The organism is Croceicoccus naphthovorans, from assembly GCF_001028705.1.
Lineage (GTDB): Bacteria > Pseudomonadota > Alphaproteobacteria > Sphingomonadales > Sphingomonadaceae > Croceicoccus > Croceicoccus naphthovorans.
Genome location: NZ_CP011770.1, coordinates 68,964 through 95,232, shown reverse-complemented (window position 1 = coordinate 95,232; position 26,269 = coordinate 68,964). Strand labels below are relative to the sequence as shown.

18 protein-coding genes and 5 pseudogenes are annotated in these 26,269 nt (G+C 58.2%); 4 read left to right on the top strand and 19 right to left on the bottom strand.

Annotated features, from left to right (window positions below; all coding sequences use genetic code 11):
• Positions 1–36: 36 nt before the first annotated feature.
• Positions 37–7,290: an autotransporter outer membrane beta-barrel domain-containing protein gene (locus AB433_RS00445; RefSeq protein WP_156170627.1), complete on the bottom strand. Its 7,254-nt coding sequence runs from the start codon at positions 7,288–7,290 to the stop codon at positions 37–39.
• A 281-nt stretch (positions 7,291–7,571) separates the two neighbouring features.
• Here AB433_RS00445 and AB433_RS21735 point away from each other — a divergent pair.
• A pseudogene (locus tag AB433_RS21735) lies at positions 7,572–8,242 on the top strand (IS5 family transposase); the annotation flags it as partial.
• Positions 8,243–8,921: 679 nt separating this feature from the next.
• On the opposite strand, the gene AB433_RS21730 reads toward AB433_RS21735, so the two are convergent.
• Both AB433_RS21730 and AB433_RS21725 read right to left on the bottom strand, forming a co-directional pair.
• Positions 8,922–9,125: a hypothetical protein gene (locus tag AB433_RS21730; RefSeq protein WP_375782414.1), complete on the bottom strand. Its 204-nt coding sequence runs from the start codon at positions 9,123–9,125 to the stop codon at positions 8,922–8,924.
• Between the two features lie 27 nt (positions 9,126–9,152).
• Positions 9,153–9,254: pseudogene (locus AB433_RS21725) on the bottom strand (transposase); the annotation flags it as partial.
• Between the two features lie 100 nt (positions 9,255–9,354).
• On the opposite strand from AB433_RS21725, the pseudogene AB433_RS00425 reads away from it, so the two are divergent.
• Positions 9,355–9,888: pseudogene (locus tag AB433_RS00425) on the top strand (IS66 family transposase); the annotation flags it as partial.
• 9 nt (positions 9,889–9,897) lie between these two features.
• Here the strand turns inward: AB433_RS00425 and AB433_RS19245 are convergent.
• The 6 genes from AB433_RS19245 to AB433_RS00390 all read right to left on the bottom strand — a co-directional run bounded on the left by AB433_RS19245 (position 9,898) and on the right by AB433_RS00390 (position 15,942).
• Positions 9,898–10,635: a GGDEF domain-containing protein gene (locus tag AB433_RS19245; protein ID WP_183309184.1), complete on the bottom strand. Its 738-nt coding sequence runs from the start codon at positions 10,633–10,635 to the stop codon at positions 9,898–9,900.
• A 513-nt stretch (positions 10,636–11,148) separates the two neighbouring features.
• A protein-coding gene (locus tag AB433_RS00410; RefSeq protein ID WP_156170626.1) for an IS3 family transposase occupies positions 11,149–12,515 on the bottom strand; the annotation gives its coding sequence in 2 pieces (ribosomal slippage) (positions 11,149–12,164 and positions 12,164–12,515; 1,368 coding nt in all).
• A 317-nt stretch (positions 12,516–12,832) separates the two neighbouring features.
• Positions 12,833–13,636, bottom strand: coding sequence for a hypothetical protein (locus AB433_RS00400; protein ID WP_053058908.1), 804 nt, complete (start codon positions 13,634–13,636; stop codon positions 12,833–12,835).
• A gap of 132 nt (positions 13,637–13,768) precedes the next feature.
• Positions 13,769–14,206 carry a hypothetical protein gene (locus AB433_RS19240; protein ID WP_053058907.1) on the bottom strand — a complete coding sequence of 146 codons (438 nt, stop codon included), beginning with the start codon at positions 14,204–14,206 and terminating at the stop codon, positions 13,769–13,771.
• Between the two features lie 3 nt (positions 14,207–14,209).
• On the bottom strand, positions 14,210–14,614 hold the full coding sequence (locus tag AB433_RS19235; protein ID WP_053058906.1) for a hypothetical protein: 405 nt from the start codon (positions 14,612–14,614) through the stop codon (positions 14,210–14,212).
• Between the two features lie 104 nt (positions 14,615–14,718).
• The gene (locus AB433_RS00390; protein ID WP_047819498.1) at positions 14,719–15,942 is read right to left on the bottom strand and encodes a S8 family serine peptidase; all 1,224 of its coding nucleotides are present in this window, start codon (positions 15,940–15,942) and stop codon (positions 14,719–14,721) included.
• 65 nt (positions 15,943–16,007) lie between these two features.
• Here AB433_RS00390 and AB433_RS00385 point away from each other — a divergent pair, with 65 nt between their 5' ends.
• Together AB433_RS00385 and AB433_RS00380 are read left to right on the top strand one after the other, a co-directional pair.
• The gene (locus AB433_RS00385; RefSeq protein ID WP_047819497.1) at positions 16,008–16,514 is read left to right on the top strand and encodes an RNA polymerase sigma factor; all 507 of its coding nucleotides are present in this window, start codon (positions 16,008–16,010) and stop codon (positions 16,512–16,514) included.
• A complete protein-coding gene (locus AB433_RS00380) occupies positions 16,511–17,212 on the top strand; it encodes an anti-sigma factor family protein (protein ID WP_047819496.1) in 702 nt (233 codons plus the stop codon). Before AB433_RS00385 ends, AB433_RS00380 begins: the two co-directional genes overlap by 4 nt.
• Before the next feature lie 128 nt (positions 17,213–17,340).
• On the opposite strand, the gene AB433_RS00375 is transcribed toward AB433_RS00380, so the two are convergent.
• From AB433_RS00375 to AB433_RS00335, 10 genes and pseudogenes are all read right to left on the bottom strand, one after another.
• Entirely contained in the window at positions 17,341–17,793 is a 453-nt protein-coding gene (locus tag AB433_RS00375) for a hypothetical protein (RefSeq protein WP_156170625.1), read from the bottom strand.
• 1 nt (position 17,794) lies between these two features.
• Positions 17,795–18,079 (bottom strand): annotated as a pseudogene (locus tag AB433_RS00370) (transposase); the annotation flags it as partial.
• A 146-nt stretch (positions 18,080–18,225) separates the two neighbouring features.
• A complete protein-coding gene (locus tag AB433_RS00365) occupies positions 18,226–18,927 on the bottom strand; it encodes an IS1595 family transposase (RefSeq protein ID WP_156170624.1) in 702 nt (233 codons plus the stop codon).
• Positions 18,928–19,901: 974 nt separating this feature from the next.
• A complete protein-coding gene (locus AB433_RS20745; RefSeq protein WP_169749281.1) occupies positions 19,902–20,501 on the bottom strand; it encodes a PilZ domain-containing protein in 600 nt (199 codons plus the stop codon).
• Between the two features lie 82 nt (positions 20,502–20,583).
• Complete coding sequence (locus AB433_RS20740; protein ID WP_047819491.1) at positions 20,584–20,964, bottom strand: hypothetical protein; 381 nt, start codon at positions 20,962–20,964, stop codon at positions 20,584–20,586.
• Positions 20,965–21,247: 283 nt separating this feature from the next.
• On the bottom strand, positions 21,248–22,597 hold the full coding sequence (locus AB433_RS00350; protein WP_169749280.1) for an IS1380 family transposase: 1,350 nt from the start codon (positions 22,595–22,597) through the stop codon (positions 21,248–21,250).
• Positions 22,598–22,667: 70 nt separating this feature from the next.
• Positions 22,668–23,243: a PilZ domain-containing protein gene (locus tag AB433_RS00345; RefSeq protein ID WP_047819490.1), complete on the bottom strand. Its 576-nt coding sequence runs from the start codon at positions 23,241–23,243 to the stop codon at positions 22,668–22,670.
• A 258-nt stretch (positions 23,244–23,501) separates the two neighbouring features.
• Positions 23,502–24,359: a putative bifunctional diguanylate cyclase/phosphodiesterase gene (locus AB433_RS00340; protein WP_260182103.1), complete on the bottom strand. Its 858-nt coding sequence runs from the start codon at positions 24,357–24,359 to the stop codon at positions 23,502–23,504.
• A 24-nt stretch (positions 24,360–24,383) separates the two neighbouring features.
• Positions 24,384–24,695: pseudogene (locus tag AB433_RS21495) on the bottom strand (diguanylate cyclase domain-containing protein); the annotation flags it as partial.
• Between the two features lie 180 nt (positions 24,696–24,875).
• Positions 24,876–26,225: an IS1380 family transposase gene (locus tag AB433_RS00335; protein WP_169749280.1), complete on the bottom strand. Its 1,350-nt coding sequence runs from the start codon at positions 26,223–26,225 to the stop codon at positions 24,876–24,878.
• Positions 26,226–26,269 lie beyond the last annotated feature (44 nt).

Genomic DNA, 26,269 nt, shown 5'->3' with positions numbered 1-26,269 from the left:
TCGCCCCTGTACTTGGTTCAGCTGATCAGCTGTCGATCACTTGCCGCCCAGCGGGACGAACAGTGTGATACCACCGCTGTGATTATCAACATCTCCGTTGAACTGACCCTGATAGCGAATCCGGAAGCCGACATTGCCGCCAAGCTGCCCGCTGATCGAAGCGCCAACCAGAGCCTGGTCCTTCTTCTCAGTCTGGGAGATGATGGAAAAGTCGCTTGCTGTAACACCATCAAACGCGGCGGCAAAGTCAGCACGGTTATCACCGAACTGGTGACGCCAGCCAAGATCCAGCTGCGGAACAACATCACCGAAGTTGCCGGTCCACTTGACGCCCAGGCGGGTCGCGGCGCGGTTCTGCGTTCCACCAGCAACATCCAGGTTCGCACCGTCAACACCGGTTTCCGTGAAGCTCTTCAGCTTCGCAGCGGTATAATCCAGGCCCAGATAAGGCGTCAGGATGGAGGTGCCCATGGGAAGGTCATAGCCACCTTCTGCAGTGAATGCCCAGATACGCGCATCCGGCGAACCAACCACTGTACCAGCGGTGGTTCCGACGTTCACATCGCGTGAGGAGTCACCGTTCAGATCCGTGAAGCTGGTCACAGCCTTGAGGTAGTAGTTACCCGGGCTGTACACGGCGTAGGCACCAATCTGGAAGCCGTCAGCGTCAACTTCACCGTTATAGTTGGCGAAGTTCAGACCGTTATCGACATAGGCAGCGCCAAGGCCGACCACGATATCCTGCCCAGCGTTAAAGTCACCACCCAGTGCAATGTAATACTGGTTGGCCTTGTAGCTGGATGCTTCGACGTCGCCATCCTTGCTCACATGGCCGTAATTGGCCTGGCCCCAGATACGGCCGCTACCTTCACTACGGCAGGTGTCCCGATCCTCGGCAATGGCTGCGCAAGTACCGGCCTGACCAAGCAGATTGTTGAAACGTCCGCCCAGTGAAGACAGTGACTGCAGATAACCTGCATATTGCGCACCAGTCAGTTGATCCAGTGACGAGATGTAGGTTGAAGCATCCTGAGTGAACAGGTTCCCAACCATCGTCGCGAACCCGCCAGTCAGAGCATTCGAGTAGACGTTTTCAATAGCGCCAGCGACCGATGCCTGGTTGATCGTGAGCCCCGGGATCGCATCGAATGCGACGCGTGACATCGTAAGATCGACATTATCATTGGCGTCATAGGATGCTGCGAAGGTCAGCAACGGCGTGCCGCCGGAAACCACAACATCCGCGAACTGGCCCGTCAACGCGCCAGCATCGATAACGTCTTCAAATGTGTAGCTGTCGGCATACAGGCCGTTGGAACTCGAAGGACGAATTTCCAGCGTCGCATCCGTGACGTCCGCAGTATTCGCGACCACGAAGGGATAGCTGCCCGTACCGGTTGCGTCATTCGGCATCTGGAGCGCAAGGGTAGCGCCTGCCGCAAGATTGAAAGCATCCACATTGACAGCGGCCTGGCCGTCATAGGACGGATTATCGGTAGGCTCATCGATCAGATAAAGCGTACCGCCGCTCATGACATTCAGAGTACCTTCCAGTTCCATGCCCGGATTGATGACGCCGTCAAAGCCGGTTTCGCCACCCGTCAGGTTGATCACATCTGCCGCGGCAATATCGATATCGCCGTAGATGTAACCGTCACCGGACAGATTAATAACCGACATATTCGGCGCCAGACTGGTGTCGATCGCCATGCCATGCGTCCAGCTTGCACCGCCATCCACGCTTTCACGGGCGATGATCGTGCCGCCATCATTGTTCAACGTGAAGGTTTCAGTGCCAGCCGGTACAACCACACCATAGTCGCTCACCAAAACAGCGTTGGCGGTTGAAGTTCCACCTGTCGTCTGGGCCGATGCGCTGATCGTGCCCGAATTGGTCACGGTCAGATTGTTGATACCCGATTCCATGTGGAGGCCGGTTGCGCTGGCGACATCGCCGGTTGCGCCAGAGGCAATCGCGAAGGCTTCCAGCGCTCCGCTGTTATCAACCGTACCGTCGAGCGATTCCTCCACGGTGCCGTTCACGCCCAGATACATGCCCAGTGCTTCGGCAGTGGTGCCGCCGGTTGCAGTGGCAGTGACCGAGAACGCACCCGAGTTGGAAACCGTCAGGCTTACCGGCCCCGTGCAGCTCGCGCCCGAAACACAGATACCGTAACCACCAGCAAATGCATAAGCGGTAGCGGTTGTAGCCGCCACAGCGTTGGCTTCAGCAGCGACCGAGAAGGTGCCGCTATTGGCAAAGCTGTATGCTGGCGCCGTACCGTCAGCCTCTTGCGTTACACCGATTGCAACGGCGCTTGCACTTGCAGCGGTCACGCCATTTGCATTGGCTGTTCCAGCCACGGAGAAGGCCCCCGCATTGCTGAAGCTGACCGCAGCAGATGAAGTTACCGACACCTGCTGTTCCGCGCCCTGCACGAAGACATATGCATCTGCAACATCAGCCGTAGCCGTTGCCGAAGCAGCCAGGTCAAACATGCCATCCGAACTGTTCGAGAACGATACAGAACCGTCAGTGCCGGTCGAGTACTGCTCAACGCCAGTGAATTCTGCAACTGCCTGAGCATATTCATCACCGGTAGCCGTCGCGGCACCAACAATGCTGATGGAACCCGAGTTGCTGAGCGCAACGGTTGACCCATTGGCATACTGATCGATTACCGGCGTGCCCGTAGCATAGGCAGTTGCACTATCATTGGTGCCAGAGGTTCCTGCAACCGCGTGAGCCGTTGCTGAGAAATCGAGCGAGCCAGTGTTGGTCAAATCGACCGTGGCCGTACCATTCGCAGCATAGGCATATTGATAGATGCCGGATTCGATAGTCGCCGTGGCGTTCGCATCCGTACCACCAACGGCGTTGGCCACTGCAGCAACGCTGAGTGCACCGTCATTGGTCAATGCGACCGAAGCATCGCCATCTTGCGAATAAGCGTACTGATACACGCCATCATATGCGTAAGCATAGGCCTCTGCTTCATAGGTAGCTGCATTGGCCGTAGCATCAGCCGAAATGCTGATCACACCGGTCGAAGCATTCGCCAGAGAAACTGAAGCATTACCGCTCGGCGTCGTGCCGGTACTGTAAGCATAGGCATTCTGGCTGATCGCATATTCATTATATGCAGTCGCTTCAGCGCTCGAACCGACGGCAGCTGCATCCACCGCAACAGTCATCGACCCGCTATTGGTCACATCAGCGGTCGCATCGCCACCATAAGAGCGGGCGGACTGATAAATTGCGTCATAGGCGGTGGCATATGCTTCAGCGTAGTTCACACCTTCAGCGTTAGCCGAGGACAGGACATTGTAAGTGCCGGTATTCGACACTGTCGCCATCGCACTGCCACCCTGCTGGGCATAGGCATATTGCGAGATAGCGTATTCATTATACGCCGTCGCTTCAGCCGAACTGCCGCCTGAAATGGCATTTGCATTGGATGCAACATCCAGGCTGCCATCATTGGTAACGCTGACAGAGGCATCACCACCTTCAGCGCGGACATATTGCCCGATAGCTTCGTAATTGGTGACATATGCATCAGCATAGGATGTTGTGGCACTGGCCGAGGCATTGGCCGTGACACTGATCACACCAGTAGAAGCATTGGTCAGCGAAGCCGAGGCATTGCCGCCGAGAACCGTGCCTGAGTCATATGCATAGGCCGTCTGGCTGAAGGCATATTCATTATACACGGTCGCTTCTGCGCTGGCGCCATTTGCTACGCCATCTGCGGAGATATTGTAGGTGCCGCTATTCGTTACAGAAACGGAAGCGTCGCCCCCGCCAATGGCGTAGGCATATTGATTGGCAGCCTCATAGTTGGAGACATAGGCATCAGCGTAATTAGCCGCAGATGCAGTGGCCACCGCGGTAACATTCACAGTCGCCGTGTTCGTGATCGAAGCCGAGGCATTGCCGCCCAGATAGGCGTATGCATCCTGCTCGATAGCATACTCATTATATGCCGTTGCATCGGCAGAGCTGCCCATCGACACAGCCAGAGCATTGGCCGTGATGTCCAGCGCGCCGTCATTGGTGACACTGACAGTGGCATTGCCACCACCCGCATTCGCATCCTGGTCGATCGCGTTATAGTTGGAAACATATGCATCAGCAAAGGATGTGGTCGCATTGGCCGCACCATCCGCCGTGATGCTGATCACACCGGTTGAAGCATTGGTCAGCGAAATCGTGGCATCACCGCTCAGCACCGTGCCTGAATTGTTGGCATCGGCATCCTGCTCGATGGCATATTCATTGTAGGCGGTAGCTTCAGCAGAGGCACCATTGGCAACAGCATCTGCCGAGACAATAAAGCTGCCCGTATTGGTTACATCTGCCGTGGCATTGCCACCGCCATCGTAGGAATCCACATCCTGATCGATCGCATTGTATGCACTGACATAGGCGTCAGCATAGGCAGCCGCGGTAGCCGTGGCCGCTGCGGTGACATTGATCGTAGCCGAGTTTGCAATCGAAGCAGACGCATCCGCACCAAAATAGGCGCGAGCAGACTGCTCGAATGCATATTCATTGTAAGCCGTTGCGTCCGCAGAGCTGCCCGTGGACACAGCAAGTGCATTGGCCGTGATGTCAAAGCTGCCATCATTCGTAATGCTAACCGATGCATCGCCACCTTCGGCCCGCGCATATTGATACACCGCTTCGTAAGCCGTCGCATAAGCATCTGCGAAAGATGCCGTCGCATTGGCCGCAGCATCTGCCGAAAGGCTAATGACGCCAGTCGACGCGTTGGTGAGCGATGCAGACGCGCTGCCACCCAGCGTTGTACCGGAATCATAGGCATAAACGTTCTGCGTAAAGCCATATTCAACGCTTGCCTCGGCATCCGCATCGGCGCCATTCGCCGCCGCATCTGCAGAAATCGTGATGGTCCCGGTATTGGTCACATCAGCCGTGGCATCGCCGCCTTCATAGGTGCGGACATATTGATAGACAGCCGTGCTGGCCTCTGCATCCGCCTCTGCATCAGCAGCGCCGGTCGCTTGCGCCAGGCCAGTGAAATTATAGGTCGCGCTGTTGGTGAGCGATGCCGAGGCACTGCCACCCTCATAGCCATATGCATTCTGCGAGATGCCGTAGGAAACTTCAGCCGATGCTTCAGCCGAACTGCCGGTTGACATAGCAATGGCACTTGCCGTGACATCCAGCGCACCTTCATTGGTTACGCTGGCCGATGCGTCACCATTATATGCACGCGCATACTGATAGATGGCATCATAGTTGGAGGCATAGGCATCAGCATAAGATGCCGTCGCATTGGCGACAGCATCTGCCGTAACGCTGATCACGCCGGTCGAGGCATTGGTCACCGAAACGGCAGCGTTACCGCCCGGCATCGTGCCCGAAGCGCCAGCATAAGCGTTTTGCGAAATTGCATAATCCGCGTAGACCGTCGCTTCGGCCGAGGCACCGTTGGCAGTCGCATCAGCCGCGACATTGATCGTGCCGGTATTGGCCACATCCGCTGTCGCATCACCGCCCGCCGTAGTGTAAACATCCTGATAGATGGCTTCATAGGCAGAGGCGTAAGCATCAGCATAGGCAGCCGCCGTAGCCACGGCGTTCGCCGTGACATTGTAGGTAGCCGAGTTGGTGAACGACGCTGAAGCACCCCCACCCAGATAGCCATCAGCTTCCTGCTCGATGCCGTAATCGACATAGGCTGTTGCATCAGCAGAGCTACCGGTGGACACACCCAGGGCATTGGCCGCGACGTTCAGCGCACCATCATTCGTCAGGCTGGCAGATGCATCGCCACCATCCGCGCGGGCATATTGATAAATCGCATCTTCTACGGTTGCATAGGCGTCCGCAAAGGATGCCGTTGCATTGGCCGATGCATCAGCAGTGAAGTCCAGAACGCCGGTCGAAGAATTGACCAGCGACACAGCAGCATTTCCGCTGAGGACGGTGCCGGAGTCAAACGCGCTAGCCTCCTGCGAAATGCCGCCATCAACAGATGCATAGGCATCTGCACTCGCGCCAGCAGCAGTGACATCGGCAGCGATGGTCAATGTGGCATTATTCGTGAGAACAGCCGAGGCATCACTCGCACCACCATAGGCGTAAACATATTGGTTGACGGCATCAGAAACTGTAGCCTCAGCATCCGCATATCCCGTTGCCGTGGCCGAAGCGGCAGCCGTCAGATCAATCGCACCATCATTGGTTACAGAAGCAGAGGCGGTCCCACCCTGAACATCCGCGGTCACATATTGATAAATTGCAGATTCATTCTGAGCGTCGGCCTCAGCACTGGTGCCCGATGCATGCGCAGTTGCAGTAACGGCAATCGCACCGGTGGACGCATTTGTCAGCTCAGCACTGGCCGCAGAACCACCATAGGCCCCCTGAGACAGGGCGCTGTCTACAGACGCATAGGCATCTGCCGAGCCACCTGTATTCACAGCATCAGCAATGGCAGACAATGTGATTGAAGAGGTGTTTGACAGGCTGACCGTGGCAGCACCAGTCGAAGCGCTGGCCGACTGGTATACCCCGTCATTTATATAAGCGTCAGCATCAACATCGATACCCGTGGTCGTTGCCGTACCCGCCGCATTTGCAGTTGCAGTTATGGCCAACGCACCGTCATTGACGATGTTTGCCGCCGCATCTGCACCCTGCGCGTATTGAGCAATACCATCCCCAATTGACGCGTAAGCATCAGCCGTGCTGCCCGCAGCGTCAGCGAGCGCCGAAATGACGATACCGGATGAAGCAGGGTTGTTGAGCGTAGCGCTGGCCATCGTGCCCGCATTGGCCGACTGATAGATGCCTGTACCAACATAAGCATCGGCATCAGCGCCATCAGACGCAACGGCCGTGGCCGTCGCCGTGACAGCCAGGCTGCCATTATTGTCGAATACCGGGGTCGCACTCGCAGCACCAATGCCGACCTGAAGGAAACCGGTCTGAATATCGGCATCTGCAGTCGCAGCGCCAGCAGCATTGCTTGCCTCCGCAAGAGCCTGAACCGTCACAGAACCGTCATTGGTCAAAACGATATTGGCGTCACCCAGCCCCGTGCCCACTCCTGTGGCGGAGGCAGATTGGGTGACCTGACCAGTTGCAACGTTATTGACGTTTGCAGCTGCCGTTGCACCCGTATCATCCACACCGAAAGTGAAATCATCGCCGATCTGACTGATTGTCAGTGTCGAGTTGACGTCTGCCTGAGTGGTTGTCTGACCAATGCCAGCCTGAGTTCCGCCCAGAGCTGGCGATGCCGCGGCAATCGCCATGGCAGACACACCGATGGCAAGAGCACGATTCGACCTGATAATCATTCCAAAACCCCCGTAAAATACAGCCCAATTTCACAGTTGGGCAGCAAAACCATTCCGAACTTATTGTAATAGGCAGCTTAAATTATCATTACGCAGATGGCTGCCGTAACCGCCACCCACTCAATTGTCTACCGTCGTAGTTGAAAAACTTTCCCCTCAGACTGCTAGGCTGTGTTGACAAAAGGGATTCCCAAACCTGCGCGGTTCTGATTCAAGACTGCTTTTGGGGAGCAGTCATGGGTCGCGGGGATTTATCCGATGCGGAGTGGGAACTGATCGGGCCGCCGCTGCCGTCTGAGCGTAGTCGCTGGGCGCGGCCAGCGGGCGATAACCGTCGCTTCCTCAATGGCATGCCCCACGTGCTGCGGGTCGGCTGTCCCTGGCGCGACATGCACGAGCGATACGGTAAGTGGAACTCGGTCTATGTCCGGTTCCGACGATGGGCCGAGCAGGGCGTCTGGGATGCGCTGCTGCAAATGCTGGTTGATCTTGGTCTGACCGACGACTAGCAGCACATGATCGACAGCACCAGTGTTCGCGGCCACGTCTCGGCAGCGGGCGAAAAAGGGGGGCTTGTGCGAACGCTCTTGGTCGATCACGCGGCGGCTTTACGAGCAAAATCCACGCCCGCTGTGACAATCAGGGACTGCCTCTCGGCTTCATCCTGACCGGCGGTGAGGCCTCCGATTACACCGCAGCCGAGCCGCTGATGGAGATCCCGGTCGCCACGCCCAAGGCGCTGCTGGCAGACAAGGGTTATGACGGGAATCGCTTCCGTGAAAGCCTACTGATCCGGGGCATACTGCCGATCATCCCACCCCGCTCGAACCGCAAGGTGCCAGAGCATCCCGATTATCGCCGATACCGGGATCGCAACCGCGTCGAGCGCATGTTCGGCAAACTAAAAAACTCGGGGCTATTCACGTCAGATCTTAAATGGGGGCATTTTAGGGGGTTCTGGAAACAAATAGCTATGGAAAAATATTTCTAAAACAATACTATAGCTAGGGGATATGAATCCCTCCGTCTCCGCCATCCATTGGTCGTTGAACAGCGCCTCAAGCCGAAATTGGGCGGTTAAGCAGGCGTCATATTGATCGACACCCCGCCCATGGCCGCACAATTTCGCTAGCGTCCGCGAACCGAGTTAGGGGCGAGGGTTGGGGCAGTTTACTCATGCTCTGCCGCCTGGCTCTAATCCCAGCTTGGGGAAAGCTGGGGGTCACGTCAGATTCAACATAAGACCCGAACTCTCTTATGTTCGTGATCAATAGCCTTTGGCATGTTGCATCCTTTCCGTCGCAAGGTGACGATGCGCTGAGGTTTTGAAGCTGATGCACAAAGTAGGGAGCAGGGCTTTCGACGACGGTTGGCATACTCTTATCCGCGGGTTGGATACCGCATTTCCGTAGGTTCGTCTGGGGCTGCCTCGGTCTAAATTCGGGCATCGACTGGGCCGGCCACATAGAGTTCGCGAGGGTTCCCCACCGGGGCTCTGCTCCCAACTTTGCACATCAAGCAGAGGATGATGCAGGTTCTGTTCACTCCTACCTTTTCGACTCGTTGCTGGTTATTGCTCTTTACGCTTAGGGGGTCGGCGCAACCTCTTGGCCGATTGCCCACAGGAATGCCGCCATCTCGCGTGCGATCGCGGTTACGACGACGGTCTTGTGCTTGCCCGCCATGATCAGCTTGCGATAGCGGGTACAAAGCCGGATCTGGCCCTTCCAGGCGGTCTTGCGCACCGCCCTTGGCAGTCCATCGAGACGCGCCTGGATGGTGGGGCTCACCCGGGCCGGATAGCGGTAAGTCCAGGCCCCCTCAACGAGGACCCGGCGTGCGCGTGAGTTACCAGCCTTGGTGATCCCTGCTCGCCTGACTCGCTCCCCAGTCGAACTCTCGGACGGTACAAGCCCCAGACCCGGCCGTGACGCAGCAGGAAGGACTGGAGTTGCTGGCGAGCCCGCTTCAGCGCTTCACCCGCCGATTCGCGAGCCCGCACCAAATCGCGTACCGCTTCATGCGCGGCGTCGGGAATTCTACGAACTGGCAGACAGCTCGCCGGTCGCATCAGATGTGCTGCGCCGCATCGCCGAACTCTATGCCATCGAAGGCGAAGTGCGGGGATCGTCGGCGCGGCAACGCCAGACCGTCCGCAATGCACGGAGCAGGCCCATCGTGGACGATCTCCACCAGTATCTCGACACCCGTGTCCGGCAGGTCAGCACCAAGAGCAGGCTCGGTGAAGCGATCCGCTATGCGCTCACCCGGTGGGATGGTCTCCTCCGGTTCCTTGATGATGGCCGCATAGATCTCGACAACAACACCGTCGAGCGCTCCATCCGCCCGCTTGCACTCAATCGCAAAAATGCGCTGTTCGCTGGCTCCGACGAAGGCGGCGACAACTGGGCGGTGATCGCCACACTCATCGAAAACTGCAAGCCGTCCGGCATCGACCCGAACGCTTGGTTGACCGCCACTCTCTCGAGCCTCGCCAACGGTCACCCGGCCAACCGCGTCGGCGAACTCATGCCCTGGGCTGACGTGGGCTGAAAACAGCGCTTACGCGGCAAGGCGTAGCTGTTCGGCTACGGATGCATTCAAGATCGAAGCCTGTTCCATGCCAGGCTGAAAAACACAAAAGGCATTGGCGCGTCGCGATTTGCACCGGTACATTGCCGCATCGGCCTGATTGAGCAGAATCTCCACGTCGTTACATTTTTCGTTGACGCGACGTGCCCCCATACTCGCACCGACCGAAACTTGATGGTCTCCAAGGGTGAACGGCTTGTCAAAGCACGCCGACAATCGCTGTAGCCAACGCTGCTCTTGGGCGTCATTGCCAACATCGGGAATGAGCACAACAAACTCATCTCCGCCCAATCTTGCAACCGTTGCTTCAATATTGGTGATACGCGTCAACCTTTCCGCCACCCCGACTAGAAGCTGGTCGCCTGCTACATGTCCGCGTAGGTCATTGACGGCCTTGAAGCGATTGAGGTCTAGCAAAACCAGCAGGAATGGGCGTTCCCTTCCGCATTCCGCAAATTCCGAGGCTAGCTGAGAGAATGCTCGACGGTTCGGAAGCTGTGTCAGGGGATCACGCAAAGCCAAATCGTTGGCTGTTCGTTCAGCTTCAACCCGGATACTCAATTCTCGAAGAGCGTCCTTGAGGCGCCGTACAGCAACAACGCTAATGGCCATGGGAAGTACCATCAGTGTCGTGAGGATTTCATCCAATTCCCAATTTTCGTGTTCTCTCGACAAAAGAACTACGTAGTCGAATGCATCGAGGCCCACGCATATCGCGAATGTAACGAGTGCAAGGATAGCGATTATTATCCCGTCGCGCTTGGCTGCTCTGATCAAATATTGGCGCGTTGTAGACATGTGACCTCGGCAAAAACCCAAACGGCCAATATGACAAAGGCAGTAAATTCCGATTTAACGATCAACCCCATTAAGTTGGATAATCGCAAGCTCGCGAAGCATGATGTCGGAACCTGCACGTTCCGCATTATCCCAGGCATTGGGTGCCGTATAATGTAGGCCCGCAATTGGGTCGTAACCGGACCATCCGCTTTCAGGCTCATCCGAACCCAACCGCGAAGTCACAAACGGGGTGGGGAGCGAACGTGCAATAGGCGGACTGCCGACCTTCTCCCTTGTCTAACGCTATGGGCCATGCGGTCACTAAACAGGATAAATTTGTTTATTTAACGATCAGTTAGGCAGATAGTGTCCGTCGTCAGAACATTTGGCACAACTCGCGGCGTAGATTAGCGGAGTGCGGACCTCGTCTTGGGGTTGGTTTTAGGCGGCGAGCTTGCGGTGTTGCAAGCGCCGATGTTCGATGGTGTGTCGCTTGATCCTTTCGCGCTGATTGAGGATGGAAGCCGCCCTGCCGAAGTAGGCGTCGGCGGGCGTCACGTTGGACAGCGCTTCGTGATAACGCTGGTGGTTGTAGTGCTCGACGAAGGCCTCGATCTGGGCCTCGAGGTCACCGGGCAAGAAGTAGTTTTCCAGCAGGATGCGGTTTTTCAGGGTCTGATGCCAACGCTCGATCTTGCCCTGGGTCTGCGGGTGCATCGGGGCACCGCGCACGTGGCTCATCTTCCGGGCCTCGATGTATTCCGCCAGTTCCCCGGCGATATAGCTAGGACCGTTATCGCTGAGCAGCCTTGGCTTGTGCAGCACCGTGGCACTATCGCAGCCCGAGGCTTTGAGGGCGAGGTCCAGCGTGTCGGTGACGTCCTCGGCGCGCATGTTGGTGCACAACTTCCAGGAGATGATATAGCGCGAGAAGTCGTCGAGCACCGTCGACAGATACATCCAGCCCCACCCGATGATCTTGAAGTAGGTGAAGTCGGTCTGCCACATCTCATTCACCCGCGTGGTCTTGGTATGGAACTGATCGGCGGCCTTGATCACGACATAGGCCGGACTGGTGATCAGGTCATGGGCCTTCAGCAGGCGGTAAACCGTAGCTTCCGATACAAAGTATTGGCGTTCATCGGTAAATCGCACCGCCAGTTCGCGCGGTGACAGCTCGGACTGCTCCAGCGCCATCTCGACGATCTGATCCTGCACCTCGGGCGCGATCCGGTTCCACACCCGGCCTGGAGCCGATGGTCGATCCGCCAACGCCTCCGGGCCGCCTTCAAGGTAGCGGTCATACCAGCGGTAGAAGGTCCGGCGGGCGATGCCGAGCTGATCCAGCGTCCGCTTGGCAGGCAGGTGCGATTGCTCGACGATACGGATGATTTCCAGCTTTTCGGATGCGGGATACCTCATTCGTCGTCGCCCCCATCCGCGATCATGCTTTTTTTGAGCAAACGGTTTTCCAGCGTCAGGTCGGCCACGCATTCCTTCAGGGCGCGGGCTTCGCGGCGCAGATCCTGCACCTCGCCAGTGGTCGCGGCACGGGCGGTATCACCGGCCAACCGGCGCTTACCTGCCTCCATGAACTCCTTCGACCAGGTGTAATACAGGCTCTGGGCGATGCCTTCCTTGCGGCACAGCTCGGCAATGCTGTCCTCGCCGCGCAAGCCATCCAGCACGATACGGATCTTGTCTTCAGCCGAGAAATGGCGACGGGTTGCTCGCCGAATGTCCTTCACCACCCGCTCGGCAGGGGCCTTCTTGGGGGGCGATTTTTTCAAGGAGGGTTGGGGCTTCATCTTCGTTCCTTCGTCACTACGACGAAGCCCCAACCCTCCTTAAATCACAACCTCAAATCTGTGCCATTGGTGCTGACGGGGGACACGACCTTGATCTTTTTTTTGGTTCGGTCACATGAGTAGATGTCATGCGCGAGGCCTCGGAATTTAACTCCATGGCCGGGCACGGTCCATGACTCGGCTGAGTGGCCACACTCGGGTCGTTAGCCGAATGTCCGATTTAGGTGATTAGCTTCCGCAAAGCCGACGGTCTTCTCCCGGCCCAGTTTCAGGCCTTCGACCTCCTGCCTTTAGCGACGAATCTCTGAACGGGTCCATCAGTTTAATGCCATGCCAATGCGGAGGCCGGTCGTGAATTCTGGCGCTCCCTCGGAGAGACCAGTCGAGCCATAGACCCCCAGCGAGAGAACTTTGCCAAGCCGGGTGTTTAGGCCAGTGATCAGACGTTGGTCGCTGGAAATCAGTTGGCTGGCGTTGTCGGCGTAGCGATAAGACAGATAGCCTTGCGTGGCCGGACCGATCTTTGTCGCAATGCCGCCGGAAGCAGCATAGCTATCCTGCAAGGAATAGCCTTCAGGGCTGCCCAGAAAGGTATAGCTGAAGCTGGCAAATGGGATGATGCCGCCGGCAAACGGCCTCGATACTTCCGTCCCCAGGGTGTAGTCAGTTGCGCCGGTACCGAGATTATTCTCTGCAGTTGGGAGCTTCACTGAACCCGAAATCGCCAAGTTCACGACAGTTGTGGGGATGGCATAAACTACGCCCAATTCGAGATCGCCCCAGCCCTCGCGCGTCACGTTCTCGGTCTGCGGCTGGTTTGGATCGAGCAGGATTGGCAGGCCGAGTACGCCGCCGGGGACTACGCTCGAGGGGCCTTCGACCCGTCGATAGGGTAAGGTCGCGATAAGCTGGAGGTCTCCTGTTGACAGCTTGACGCTTGTCGGGACGGAAAGAATGTTGATCTTCGTATCGGTGCCGTAATCGCCTTCTTCGTATTCAACACCGGTCGATATCTCGAACTGGGGTCCGTCATTCCTCCCGTGCGGAGCCGAGGCCCTGGTTTCATCGGCAAAGGCTGCAACCGGTGTGAAAAGAAGCGAGAGGGAAAGCAGGCTACGCATGATTCTGATCTAGTCGATTTGATACAGGCCACGGTCACAAGAAGCAGATCGGTTTCCGTGCCGCTGTGATTGTCGTTTCAGGATACTCCTGGAGAAACGTATGCTTCTCCAGGAGCACTGATGGTCGGTGGATTATTCGGTTGTGAGTTGCTCGGCCTGCTGCTCGGCGACCTGGCGAACTTCGCCTTCGCTCATTGCGGATACTAGCGCATCGCCGCTGGCACTGAAATTGCCAGCCGGGAGCAAGGCATTCATGCCATCGACGTTGACCAGTACCTGCTCAACCTGTCCCTGCGCATTGGCAACAACATGGCTCACGGCGCCCAGCGTATTGCCATCGGGGCCTGAGACAGGCGTGCCGCTGGCAATTGCGAAGGCCCCATCGGCTTGCGCAGCGGCACTGCCCGCGGCGGCGAGTTGACCGGTGGCAAGACCGGTCATGCCATTGGCCGAGCCCTGAGCGGAGCCTGCCACATTGCCCGCGACGTTCGCGGCGGTGTTGGTCGCGCCACTAACCGAACCCTGGGCCTGCGCCGCAACGGTGCTCGCGGTTCCGATAGTTGAACCCACGGTCTAGTGAACCTGATCGGTGCCGATCAACTGCGCATTGGCACTGCCGCCACCTGAAGCCGAGCCGCTGGCCGATCCGGTTCCGGCAACATTGCCGACAGGCGCCCGCGTTGCATGGGTCACGGTGCCAGCGATGCCTGCATCCGCGCTACCATTGGCCGCGACGCTGCCACTGCGCGTATCGACCGACTTGTTGCCGTCCGCCTTGGCGGTGGCATCTACGGTGCCGCGCGTTGCGGATCGCACGGTCTCGGTGGGCGCGCTGAGCGGTCCACCGATCGAACCCTGACCATTGAGAGTGCCGCCGATCATTCCGCCAAGGCCGCCACCACCGCCGAGAATCTGGGCGTGGGCGGGGGCCGCAGCAGCAAAAGCGACGAGTGCGGTTGAGATAAAGAAGGTCTTCATGATCCTGTCCTTTCATCGATTATGGAACGGTCCTTGTTCCGTCCGTTCGATGAGAAAACGAATCGCGGCCGACGTTTAATTCACGCGGGCCGAAAAAATTTTCGTCAGGGGCGACAATCGCTGCACAAAAGGCCCCGACCGTAGGTGTCGTCCGGTCCCTTCCTGCCGAGGTCGACCGCTTCCCTGTCAAGCTGCACAGTGATCTGCGATCGGCTGCCGTCATGTGCGGCGACGCGGGCGGCGACCAACGGAACGGCGAACGATGTGCCGCGCACCCGGGCCCGCTCGCCCTTGGCGTTGCGAACACGCAAATTGGCTCCCGGTGCGGCGTAATCGAGATGGCTTGCCTTGCCCGCCTCGATTAAAGCACGATTGCGCCCGTCGACGGCGGTTACCGCCAGAACGCCGGCATAGGACGCGGGATAAGCCGGCGGTGCAGCCGGGCCATCATTTCCTACTGCAGCGACAATAATCACGCCCTGGCGTTGGGCCGAGTCAACCGCCCGCTCCAATAATGCATTGCGTGGGCCGACCAGACTGATGGTGATTACTTTCGCGCCATCCTTGGTCAACCAACCGAGCGCCTTGGCGATTGCCAGCGCATTGCCGCCGGCCGGATCGGTGCCGTAAACATCGGCGACGCGAATGTCTTTCACGCCGGCGAATGCGAGCAGAAAGGCGATTGCGGTGCCGTGATTGCTTGGAAAGGGCGCCCCCTGGGCGAAGCCGCGTATAGACGACGGCCTGACTTGATTACCGGGCGCACCGTCGATCATGCCGACAGCAGTGCGGATCGACGTTGCCGACGAGGCCAGCATTACGGAAGTGGCCGATGCGGTCGAACCGCCCGCCGGGAAGTGAAGATTGTCGGCACTGATGGTAGCATCAGGTAACATGTCGCGCAGGACATCTTCGGCTTCTGCCAGAGAGAGGGACTGTGGAACGCTCAGTCGAACCAGCTCGATATCCAAGCCATCAATCGGCTCTGTTGCGCGGATGACAAACCCCGCCTTCCGGGCAACGGCCAGTGCATCGGGGTCGGCATCGAGAAGGAACAGCTCTCCGCGTCTGGCCAGATCGCCATTGCTGTCCCGTTCTAAGGCTTCAGGATGATTACGCAGCAGCTTCGCAATCCTGTTGTCGCGAATGCTGAGCAAATCTTCCGAGACGCGCGCGACATCTGCATTTGCATCCTCGAGCGTATCGCTGATCGTGTCCGTGACATCGCCCAACGGCGGTATGCCGAGTGGCGGCAGTCGCAATTGGGCCATTGCGGGCAGCGCCATGACCGCCAACGCGGCCACAATCAGTAGGGAAATGCGTCTCATCGGTGCCTTTGTTCAAGAATCTGCCTTAAGCATGGATGAAACGCATCACCTCATCCGTTTAATCCATGAAAGGCGGAGAAACCCTGAGCAATCGTTTCGAAGATGGCGTGCTGGCCTTGTTGCCCCGGTTGCGGCGTTTCGCGATCGGACTGTCACGCAATCCGAGCGATGGGGACGATCTCTGCCAGATGACCATCGAGCGCGCTCTGTCTCGTCGCGAAAGCTATGAGCCCGGCACGCGTCTCGACAGCTGGATGTACCGGATCATGCGGAACTTGTGGATCGACGAACGACGGGCGGCTCAGCGCCGATCTCAGACATTCATGTCCGAAGATGCGGGCGTCAGTGTCGGTGCTCTTGGCGGACAGGACGCCGCGCTTGAACTCAGCGATGTGGACCGCGCCATGGCAAGCCTGCCGGACGAGCAGCGCGAGGCCGTGTTGCTGGTGATGGTTGAAGGGTATTCCTATCGTGAAGCGGCCGAGATCGTCGGCTGCCCTGTCGGCACCATGAACTCCCGTCTGGTTCGGGGACGCGATGCCCTTTTGGAAAAACTGGGAGAAGCCGCATGAGCGTGACGCGTGAAGAACTGGCAGCCTTTGCCGATGGCGAACTCGACTCTGTGCGGCACGCCGAAATCGAACGCGCTGTGGAAGCGGACCCGGCACTCGCACGGGCCGTTGCAAACCACCGCGCCTTGCGCACTCGGCTGTCGGCGCACTACGCGCCCATTCTGGACGATCCTGTGCCGGAGCGGCTCGAAGCGATGTTGCAGAACGAAAGCATAATTGTAGACCTTCAAAGTCGGCGAAAGCTCCGGACCGATCGGCTGCGGCATATTCCGCGCTGGGGTTGGATTACAGCCCCGGCGCTGGCGGCTTGCCTGATTCTTGCCCTTCTCATCCCTCGCGGCTCCGCCCCCGATGGTTATGCAACCCAGCAGATCGCATCGGCGCTCGACGATCAACTCGTCGCAACGCAACCGGCCGACGCGACCGTCCGGGTCCTGCTCAGTTTTCGTGACAGCGGCGGTCTCTACTGTCGGGTCTACGCCTCGACGCAACAGGATGGGATCGCGTGCAAGGATGAACAGGGATGGCGCTTGATCGAACAAGTCGGCCGAACTCCCGCCCAGGCGACTGACTACCGCCAGGCTGGAAATGCTAGCGCTGAACTGATGGCGAAAGCGCAGGAACTGGCCGCTGGACCGGCATTGGACGCATCTGATGAAGTGGGGGCGATGGCGGAGAATTGGAGAACGACACGATAGAGAGGTCAATATCTCAGGCTATCGCGCATCGATGATCGGTATGGTCGGTTCCCCATGCGATTGAGCGTCGCCTCTTCGGCCTATCTGACATGGGCCAACCAGTACAGACGGTCGATATAGACCTCCTCCTATGCATTCTGAGCCACCTGAACAGCAATGTCATCAGCGGTTTGCACCATGTGAAATGGAATGCCATCGCTCACATGACTTACGTTCAAACTTGCGGCCAGTAGGTCAGAAAAGTCGACATCGAGACGATCAGGCACGGGCGCACTGCCACTCTCAATGGGCGTTATTGCGTTCACCAGATCGTCGATCACGTTGATCTGGAAGGCATCTGCAAGCGCGTCATGGATGACCTCGGCAACGATCGCTGCTTGGCCGGGCAATACATCAGTGTCCAAATTGGATTCGCCGATACCAAGCAAGGCGTCCATCAGTTGGTCATAACCCGGATCATGATCGATATTTGCGGCCAAAGGTTCATCTGCCATGCCCGCTTGCTGCCAGATCCAGGGCGACAGCGCGTCAGTGTAGTCATTGGCAACATCTTTGCTCATTGGATCGAGATCGCCGCCCATCCGCGGAAGCCTTGCGCAGGATCTCGTTGGCCTGGCGCAACTCACGGTTCTCGCGTTCCAGCGCCTTCAGCTTGTCAGCCAGCTCGGTCGGCACTCCGGCTCGCATGCCCTTGTCGATCTCGGACTTCTTCACCCACTCGAGCAGCGTGTAGCCCGAACAGCCGAACTTGCCGGCTATCGATGTGACCGCCGCCCAGCGCGACGGATGATCCTTCTCGCTGGCCAGCACCATGCGGACTGCTCGCTCGCGAACCTCGGGTGAGAACTTGTTCGTCGTCTTGCTCATAGACCCTTCCTCTCAGGAGTTGGGGCCTCCGGCAATCTCGGGGCGGTTCACACCTCGTGACCGGAACCATAACAAAAGGAGGTGTTCGGTCCAGCTCAAGCGTGGCGAGGCAGCTCGTCTGGGGATTGTTCGATTATCACGCCGGTTTAGCTATCGAGGAAACGATGTGGGACGAGATCCAGCTCTTTGGGAGGAGTGATCTTGGGTGGAAATTCAGGGAAGGCAGAGATCATATCCCAGAATGTCTCATGAGAACGCATGCGCCTGTTGTAACAGAAATTGAATGCGTTCACATATTTCCAAAGTTTGTCCCGCCTGACGTGCAGGTGTGCCCCGCGGATCATCCTCTTGAAAACAGCCCAATAAGATTCGATGCGACTCTGGCTGAAGCCCGATTCGTTCACCCAGAAGCCTTTGGAGTGATTTACCGTCTCTCGCGCCCACCCGAGATCGGCCAGGCGCTTATAGGAATTGTAGCTGTCGGTGACGATTATCGAGCCTTTCCGAATCCTTTGATCAATCACGGAAAACAACGTATCCGAACGTCGGTCTGGAATGATCGCCGTCGTCACTACGTCGCCGTCGGTCAGCCCCATCAAGATCGCCTTCCCTTTCCCGGAACGCGAGAGCGTGCGGACACCATTCAACAGTGTCTCGTCTACATAAACCGGGACACCCGGGCCGCCCACCATCCTGACCCCCTCAAGCAGTGCCAGATGCGTGCGAACTCGGTCGACCGCACGATAGGCCGCCTTTTGAGCAATGCCAAAATGCCGTTGCGCAAAATGGGTCGAGATCCCGGTGCGACTATTTGTGAACAGCAGCATTAGATGAAACCAGTCGGTCAACGGAATTTGTGTCCTGTTGAAAACAGTGTTGGCGGTCGGCGATACGGATGCACCACCACAACAGCTATTGCCATATCGACGATATGACCTGATCCGGAACCACTTGCACGGTTTTCCACACTTCAGGCAGGGGTGCCATTGGCCAAATCGGACGTTGAAGACGTGCTCGATGCAAGCCTCCTCATCCGGCAGCGCAGCAAGCAAGGCACGAAAACTGGTCCCCTCTTGCCCCACCTGCCCCAAGGCATGCGAGGATGGAGTGACTTTTTCTCCCTGAACTTGGCAAGATATCAGCAGATATTTCAGGCATGAAGCCGTTAACTCCGATGTGCTATACCCGCTAATCCGAACGCGCCCAGCATACCACTAGCATCTCATGTCCGCTTGATATTCGACGAGATGTACACCATCATCGGCCAGAATATCGTATTGGCAATGTCTGAAACCGGCTTAGGCGGCGGGGTGCCACATGAGCGCCTTGCATCGCCGCAAGGCGGCAGTCCGGTCAATGGGCACGATCAACCGGACTGCTCATAACTGTTCGCACCAGAGCCAGTCACCTCGACTTGCCTACAGTTCGAGCAATGAAGCGGTAGTAAACGCAAAGGGTTAACAGATTCCCCTCATATCTGCCCCCCCATTTCGTCATACTATGATGACAGCAATGCCAAGAATACACAGCAGCAACCCGCATGCCGCCAATACCAGCTCTCGCCTTTGCCTGTTCTTGAGATAGGAAGAGATGGAAAGCAGCGTCGTGTATAGCCCGACGGTTCCAAAAACTACGGCGATTGCAAATTCAGCCAGAGGTCCCATGTCGTTGGCGTAGCACAGCAAGCCATTGCTGCAATGCATTTTTCAACTGCGAAGTCTGACCACATAAGCTGGAACTCATGTATCAAAATGGCAGTAAGAGTTTTCAGCAAGGATGGGCTGCGCCGGTAGTGATTCGACCGCGCGACAACTCGCCAGCTTCACTCGACCGCTTCAGTTCGGATGCGGACCGCCCATGATGCCAGTTCGTCATATCGCATCGGCACATTGAAGTGCAGACCGCAGATCCCGTATTGCGTCCAGGTCACAGTGGCACGCTTGGGCTCGATCCCGGGAATGATCACCAGCGGCGATGCCCCCACGCTCAAACCCGAGGCTGCAATCTTTATGCCTCGCTGAGAAATGTCCCTTACCTTGACGGGGATGACATCGCTGCCAAGTTGAACCGAGGCATCACATTCGACATCAAGGCGCAGCGGCCTCGTATTGCGGTTTGTTTCCGAACCACCGTTGCCTGTCAGTACGGCGGCAGTATCGATTTCTGCTTTGAAACTGATGCCGATTTGGGTCCCTTCATTCCAAATTACGCGACCCTGCGTCTTGAAAGTGTCGGAGAACTGAACGATCACGTCCTGACCGGTTACGATAGCCGCAAAAGCCTCGACCCGGACACCGATCGGCGAGATATCGCGGATCATGCAGAATCCGGAGAAATCTTCTGTCTGGATAAGAGCCGGACGGTAAACAGACCTGGTTCGAACCTCGCCCCGCCGCTCTTCTTCAAAAAAATCGTCCGGCACTGTTTCACTCCGCATCGTTGGTCGTCTGGAAGCTGCCGCGCCAAATGTTAGGCTGGCAGCATATCGCCTTGTAATTTTCAGTTTAATTCCGCAGTTGGTCAAGCTCGTCGCGAAGCTCGACGAGGTGCGCCGACGGTTTGTCGGGTCGCGTGCTGACCACCCGATGTCTGGCAACGATATGATCGAAGATGGCCTGATGGAGAGGCGTGTAGAACTGCATGCCCGCAGCCTTGCCGAGATGTAGCCATTTGATCTCGCCCTCGATCGGACCGAACCCCGCAAGGCGGAGCGACAGGTAGTCGCCTCTGCGAAGGTTGCCGGGAATTGAACAGAGGCAACACCCATGCTGGGTGAGATTGGCCACCTCCACTTTGAGTCCAATTCCCACCCCTCGACGGAAACTGCCTTGCGTGTGGATCACTTGCCTGATCTGCCGCCGCTCATCCATCGATGCCATGTTCATGTCCCAATTTCCCGCGATCAAATATTCGAGAACAGTCGAACACTGAGGCCCTTGCTCGTCACATCGATGTCCAGCGCATGGAAGCCACACGTTTGCGCGGCTTCGATGAACGTAACCCGGTTTATTCATGAGGCCGCAGCAGCGAAGTGGATGGGCCTTGATCTGACGTTGGCGGCGTAGTCCGGGCGAGCGTCTTCGACGGCATTTTTCACCGCGTCAGGATCAATGGGCTTTTCGAGGTTGATGGAATGGAGCTCGGAGTTCGGCGGCACAGCCGCACCGCCTAAGTAGGTGCAGGCCTGAGATTGGTGGCGATGGCTTTCAAAACGGAGGCATCGGGACAGGCTGACGCGAAGGCGACACGGATGCGAGTGGCGCTCTCAATGACGCGGGCAGCGACCTTGAGCAGCCTGAGGCGCAACGTTGCGAACTCGGCGGTCGCGAGCGAGGCTGCCTTGGGGATTTCCTGCTGAATGCGCCACAGGAGCCAGTATGCGGCGGTGTGCAGGATGAGGCGCATCTGATTGGCGTTGGGAGAGCGGCACGAGGTGCGATCGCTGGCCAGCTGGGTCTTGTGCAGCTTGATCAGGTTTTCGGCCTGACCGCGCGCGCAGTAGAGCGTATCATAGATGTGCTCGGCCGAGCCTTCGGTCAGCGAAGTGACGACATAGCGGATGTCCATGCCCATCGTACTGGCCTCGATCCGGGCGACGACGCGGCGCTGGCACTTCCAGCTTTTGGCCCCGTAGCGGGTCTCGGCATAGGTGCGCAGGACCGGGTACTGGCGCTGAGCGCGTTTGACCGCACAGGCATCGGCGGCAACGACGATTTCGGGATCGGCGCGTAGCACGGCGTTGGTCGGCAGGCCGAACACGTAGTCGACGCCGCAACCCTCGCAGACGGCCATGACCTCGGGCCGCCCATAGTGCCCGTCGCCGCGGATGGTGATGTGCGTTTCGGGCCATTGCCGGCGGATGTGGCGCACGAGGCGCCGGATGTGACCGGCAGCTTCAACACCAGACGGTGTCTTGCCGGTGCGCAGCAGCATCGCCACCGGCCGGCCAGTGGCGGTGTCGTAGACATGGATCGGCAGGAAGCAACGCTCGCCATGATGACCATTCCAGAACGACAACTGCTGATAGCCATGGACGACATCGCAGGTATCATCGATATCCAGCGTCACCGCCGCCGGCGGGGCCGGATAGCTGGCGCAGTAGATGTCGATCATCGCGGCCAGCATCTTCGCCAACTCGCGCGTGATCGGTGCATTCTCCCACCGGCTCATCGTCGGTTGGCTGGCCAGCCCCGCGCCCGATCCCGGCAGCTTGCCCAGGGCCAGGCGGAAGCCCGGATCGTCGCGCAGGGCATCGAGATCGTCGGCATCCTCATAGCCGCAGGCGATCGCGAACACGCGGGCACGCAGGATGTCGTCGAGGCGATGGATCACCCGCGCAGGATCGCGCGGATCGGCAATGCAAGTCGCAAGCCGCTGGCAGATACCCATCGCGCGCTCGGCCTGCGACAGCAACAGAACGCCGCCGTCCGAAGTGAGCCGACCACCGTCGAACGCGGCTGTGACTTTCTTGCGGTCGACCGCTGGGAATCGGAAGGGGCTTGCGATATCGTCGTTCATGGCGGGTGTGGCCTGTGGCATTTTCTGCCCTGCAGCAGGGCCGGTGTAGACACCCAGTTCCTAATTCAGATCAGAGGCTTATGCCACTCCCGCCAACCCTTCGTAGCCAACCCCGTGAATAAGACGGGGTAATGAAACGCGTCATGTCCGAGATCGGAAGGCGCGCAGGCCCGCCAGACGTCAGGATATCTTTTGAGACTGATGTGCCATCGGCGTTATCATTACCGGCTGCGTTAGTTGTGAAGACACCATGGCCGTCACCCACTGTCATTTCGGACGAAAACTCGTGTGGAACCGTCGTGAAGAGCCCCGGCTCGGCTGAGCCGTTAGCTGCATCGGCGGCCTGCAGACGATGACCCAGCTCGCTTGCTCTTTGCAACGCGTTGCGATCGAGCAGATCGATCGGTCGCAGAAATTGAACGCCTGCTTCGCCATCCCGAAGCCAACGCACTTTTGCTTCAATATATTCGTAATCCGAGAACGAGATGACGATGACTTCGCCCCGCAACATGGACGTAGGGGCCTGCAAGATCCTGCAACCCGCCTCGCTCAGATCAGCAATGGTGATCGCCGCTTCAAAGCCACTGCCATATCGGCAAATTGCACTAAGCCCGATCGGAACCCTGATATGCTGACGCTGCGTCATGCCCCACCCACAATGCTTCAGCCCTTCGATACCCTTAATACGTTAACCAACTACTAAAACCCATTGGTCACATCACCGCGTCACGCCCTTCGCTGGTGCGACCTGATGTATCGCTCCGGCACGGTGACGACTGCGTGTGCTCCGAGAGCGTCTTCGGGACTGCATGGACGGGAGAAATTGGCCCGCGATCGCGTCAAGCGGGGCCCGTGCATATCAGCGGTAAGCGATGCTGCTTAGACCTTCGCGGGAGGCCGGCAACTAGCACGCCATGGCATGTCGAACGTCCGCTTGATCGCCGTCATCCGGTGCAGCACCCGTTTCGGGATCGCTCTCGGCGATCGCCTCTCCTCTTTCACGCCACCTAATGAAGCGTGAAACGGAAAGAGGACGAGACAAGTAAAATCCCTGGATTTCATCGCAGCCGACTTGTCGCAGGTGCTCTAGTTGCGCCTTCGTTTCGATACCTTCTGCAGTTACCGAAATATCATTGGCGTAGGCCAGACCGATGATCGCCTGGACCAGCGCCCTACCTTTCTCGGATGTGGACGCAGTCACAAATGACCGATCGATCTTGATACGATCGACCTCAATGTCCCTGATATGACTCAATGACGAGAGGCCTACCCCAAAATCATCCAGCGCAACCTTGGCGCCCTTTTTCCGCAGATACTTGAGGTTTTGCAGAATGACCGGGTCGCCATCCAGCAAGGACTTCTCCGTGATCTCCAGCTCTAGTCGGCTCGGATCGAAATTGGCGCTCTTTAAAGTGCGAATGATATTCTCGCCAAAGTTCTTCTGGCGGGCCTGAAGCGGAGAAATGTTGATCGCCAATCGCAGATCCGGCCAGTTGGCGGCGTCCGTCACCGCCTGACGCAAAATCCACTCACCCAGTTCTTCGATTAATCCCGACTCCTCGGCAAACTGGATAAACGTGCCGGGGTTGATTTTACCTTTTTCCGGATGATTCCACCTCACAAGTGCCTCGACACCGGTCAATGCTTCGGATGTGGCATTTGCGATAGGCTGATACGCTAGATGCAACTGCCTTTCGCAATCGATGATTGCGCTGCGCAAATCTGAATTAAACTGATCGCGGAACTGCACCGCTTCATCCATGCTCTCCTTGAAGAGGACATACCGATTGCGCCCACCGGATTTCGCCGAATATAGTGCGATGTCGGCCTTGCGGGTCAATTCCCGACTATCCGAACCGTCTTTTGGCGATCGTGCGACGCCAATACTTGCCCCGATGTAGGACTTCGTTCCCATCAGATCGAAAGGTTCGGCAATGCTCGCCACGATACGTGAACATATGGATTCGATGATTGCTTCGCCGACTGGCATCTTCAGAATGAGCGCAAACTCGTCGCCCCCCAGCCTTGCCGTCACATCGCTCTTACGGACAATCGCAAGCAGACGGTTCGCGACTTCCCTCAACAGTTCATCGCCGGCAGGATGCCCTAACCCGGTTTATTCATGAGGCCGCAGCAGCGAAGTGGATGGGCCTTGATCTGACGTTGGCGGCGTAGTCCGGGCGAGCGTCTTCGACGGCATTTTTCACCGCGTCAGGATCAATGGGCTTTTCGAGGTTGATGGAATGGAGCTCGGAGTTCGGCGGCACAGCCGCACCGCCTAAGTAGGTGCAGGCCTGAGATTGGTGGCGATGGCTTTCAAAACGGAGGCATCGGGACAGGCTGACGCGAAGGCGACACGGATGCGAGTGGCGCTCTCAATGACGCGGGCAGCGACCTTGAGCAGCCTGAGGCGCAACGTTGCGAACTCGGCGGTCGCGAGCGAGGCTGCCTTGGGGATTTCCTGCTGAATGCGCCACAGGAGCCAGTATGCGGCGGTGTGCAGGATGAGGCGCATCTGATTGGCGTTGGGAGAGCGGCACGAGGTGCGATCGCTGGCCAGCTGGGTCTTGTGCAGCTTGATCAGGTTTTCGGCCTGACCGCGCGCGCAGTAGAGCGTATCATAGATGTGCTCGGCCGAGCCTTCGGTCAGCGAAGTGACGACATAGCGGATGTCCATGCCCATCGTACTGGCCTCGATCCGGGCGACGACGCGGCGCTGGCACTTCCAGCTTTTGGCCCCGTAGCGGGTCTCGGCATAGGTGCGCAGGACCGGGTACTGGCGCTGAGCGCGTTTGACCGCACAGGCATCGGCGGCAACGACGATTTCGGGATCGGCGCGTAGCACGGCGTTGGTCGGCAGGCCGAACACGTAGTCGACGCCGCAACCCTCGCAGACGGCCATGACCTCGGGCCGCCCATAGTGCCCGTCGCCGCGGATGGTGATGTGCGTTTCGGGCCATTGCCGGCGGATGTGGCGCACGAGGCGCCGGATGTGACCGGCAGCTTCAACACCAGACGGTGTCTTGCCGGTGCGCAGCAGCATCGCCACCGGCCGGCCAGTGGCGGTGTCGTAGACATGGATCGGCAGGAAGCAACGCTCGCCATGATGACCATTCCAGAACGACAACTGCTGATAGCCATGGACGACATCGCAGGTATCATCGATATCCAGCGTCACCGCCGCCGGCGGGGCCGGATAGCTGGCGCAGTAGATGTCGATCATCGCGGCCAGCATCTTCGCCAACTCGCGCGTGATCGGTGCATTCTCCCACCGGCTCATCGTCGGTTGGCTGGCCAGCCCCGCGCCCGATCCCGGCAGCTTGCCCAGGGCCAGGCGGAAGCCCGGATCGTCGCGCAGGGCATCGAGATCGTCGGCATCCTCATAGCCGCAGGCGATCGCGAACACGCGGGCACGCAGGATGTCGTCGAGGCGATGGATCACCCGCGCAGGATCGCGCGGATCGGCAATGCAAGTCGCAAGCCGCTGGCAGATACCCATCGCGCGCTCGGCCTGCGACAGCAACAGAACGCCGCCGTCCGAAGTGAGCCGACCACCGTCGAACGCGGCTGTGACTTTCTTGCGGTCGACCGCTGGGAATCGGAAGGGGCTTGCGATATCGTCGTTCATGGCGGGTGTGGCCTGTGGCATTTTCTGCCCTGCAGCAGGGCCGG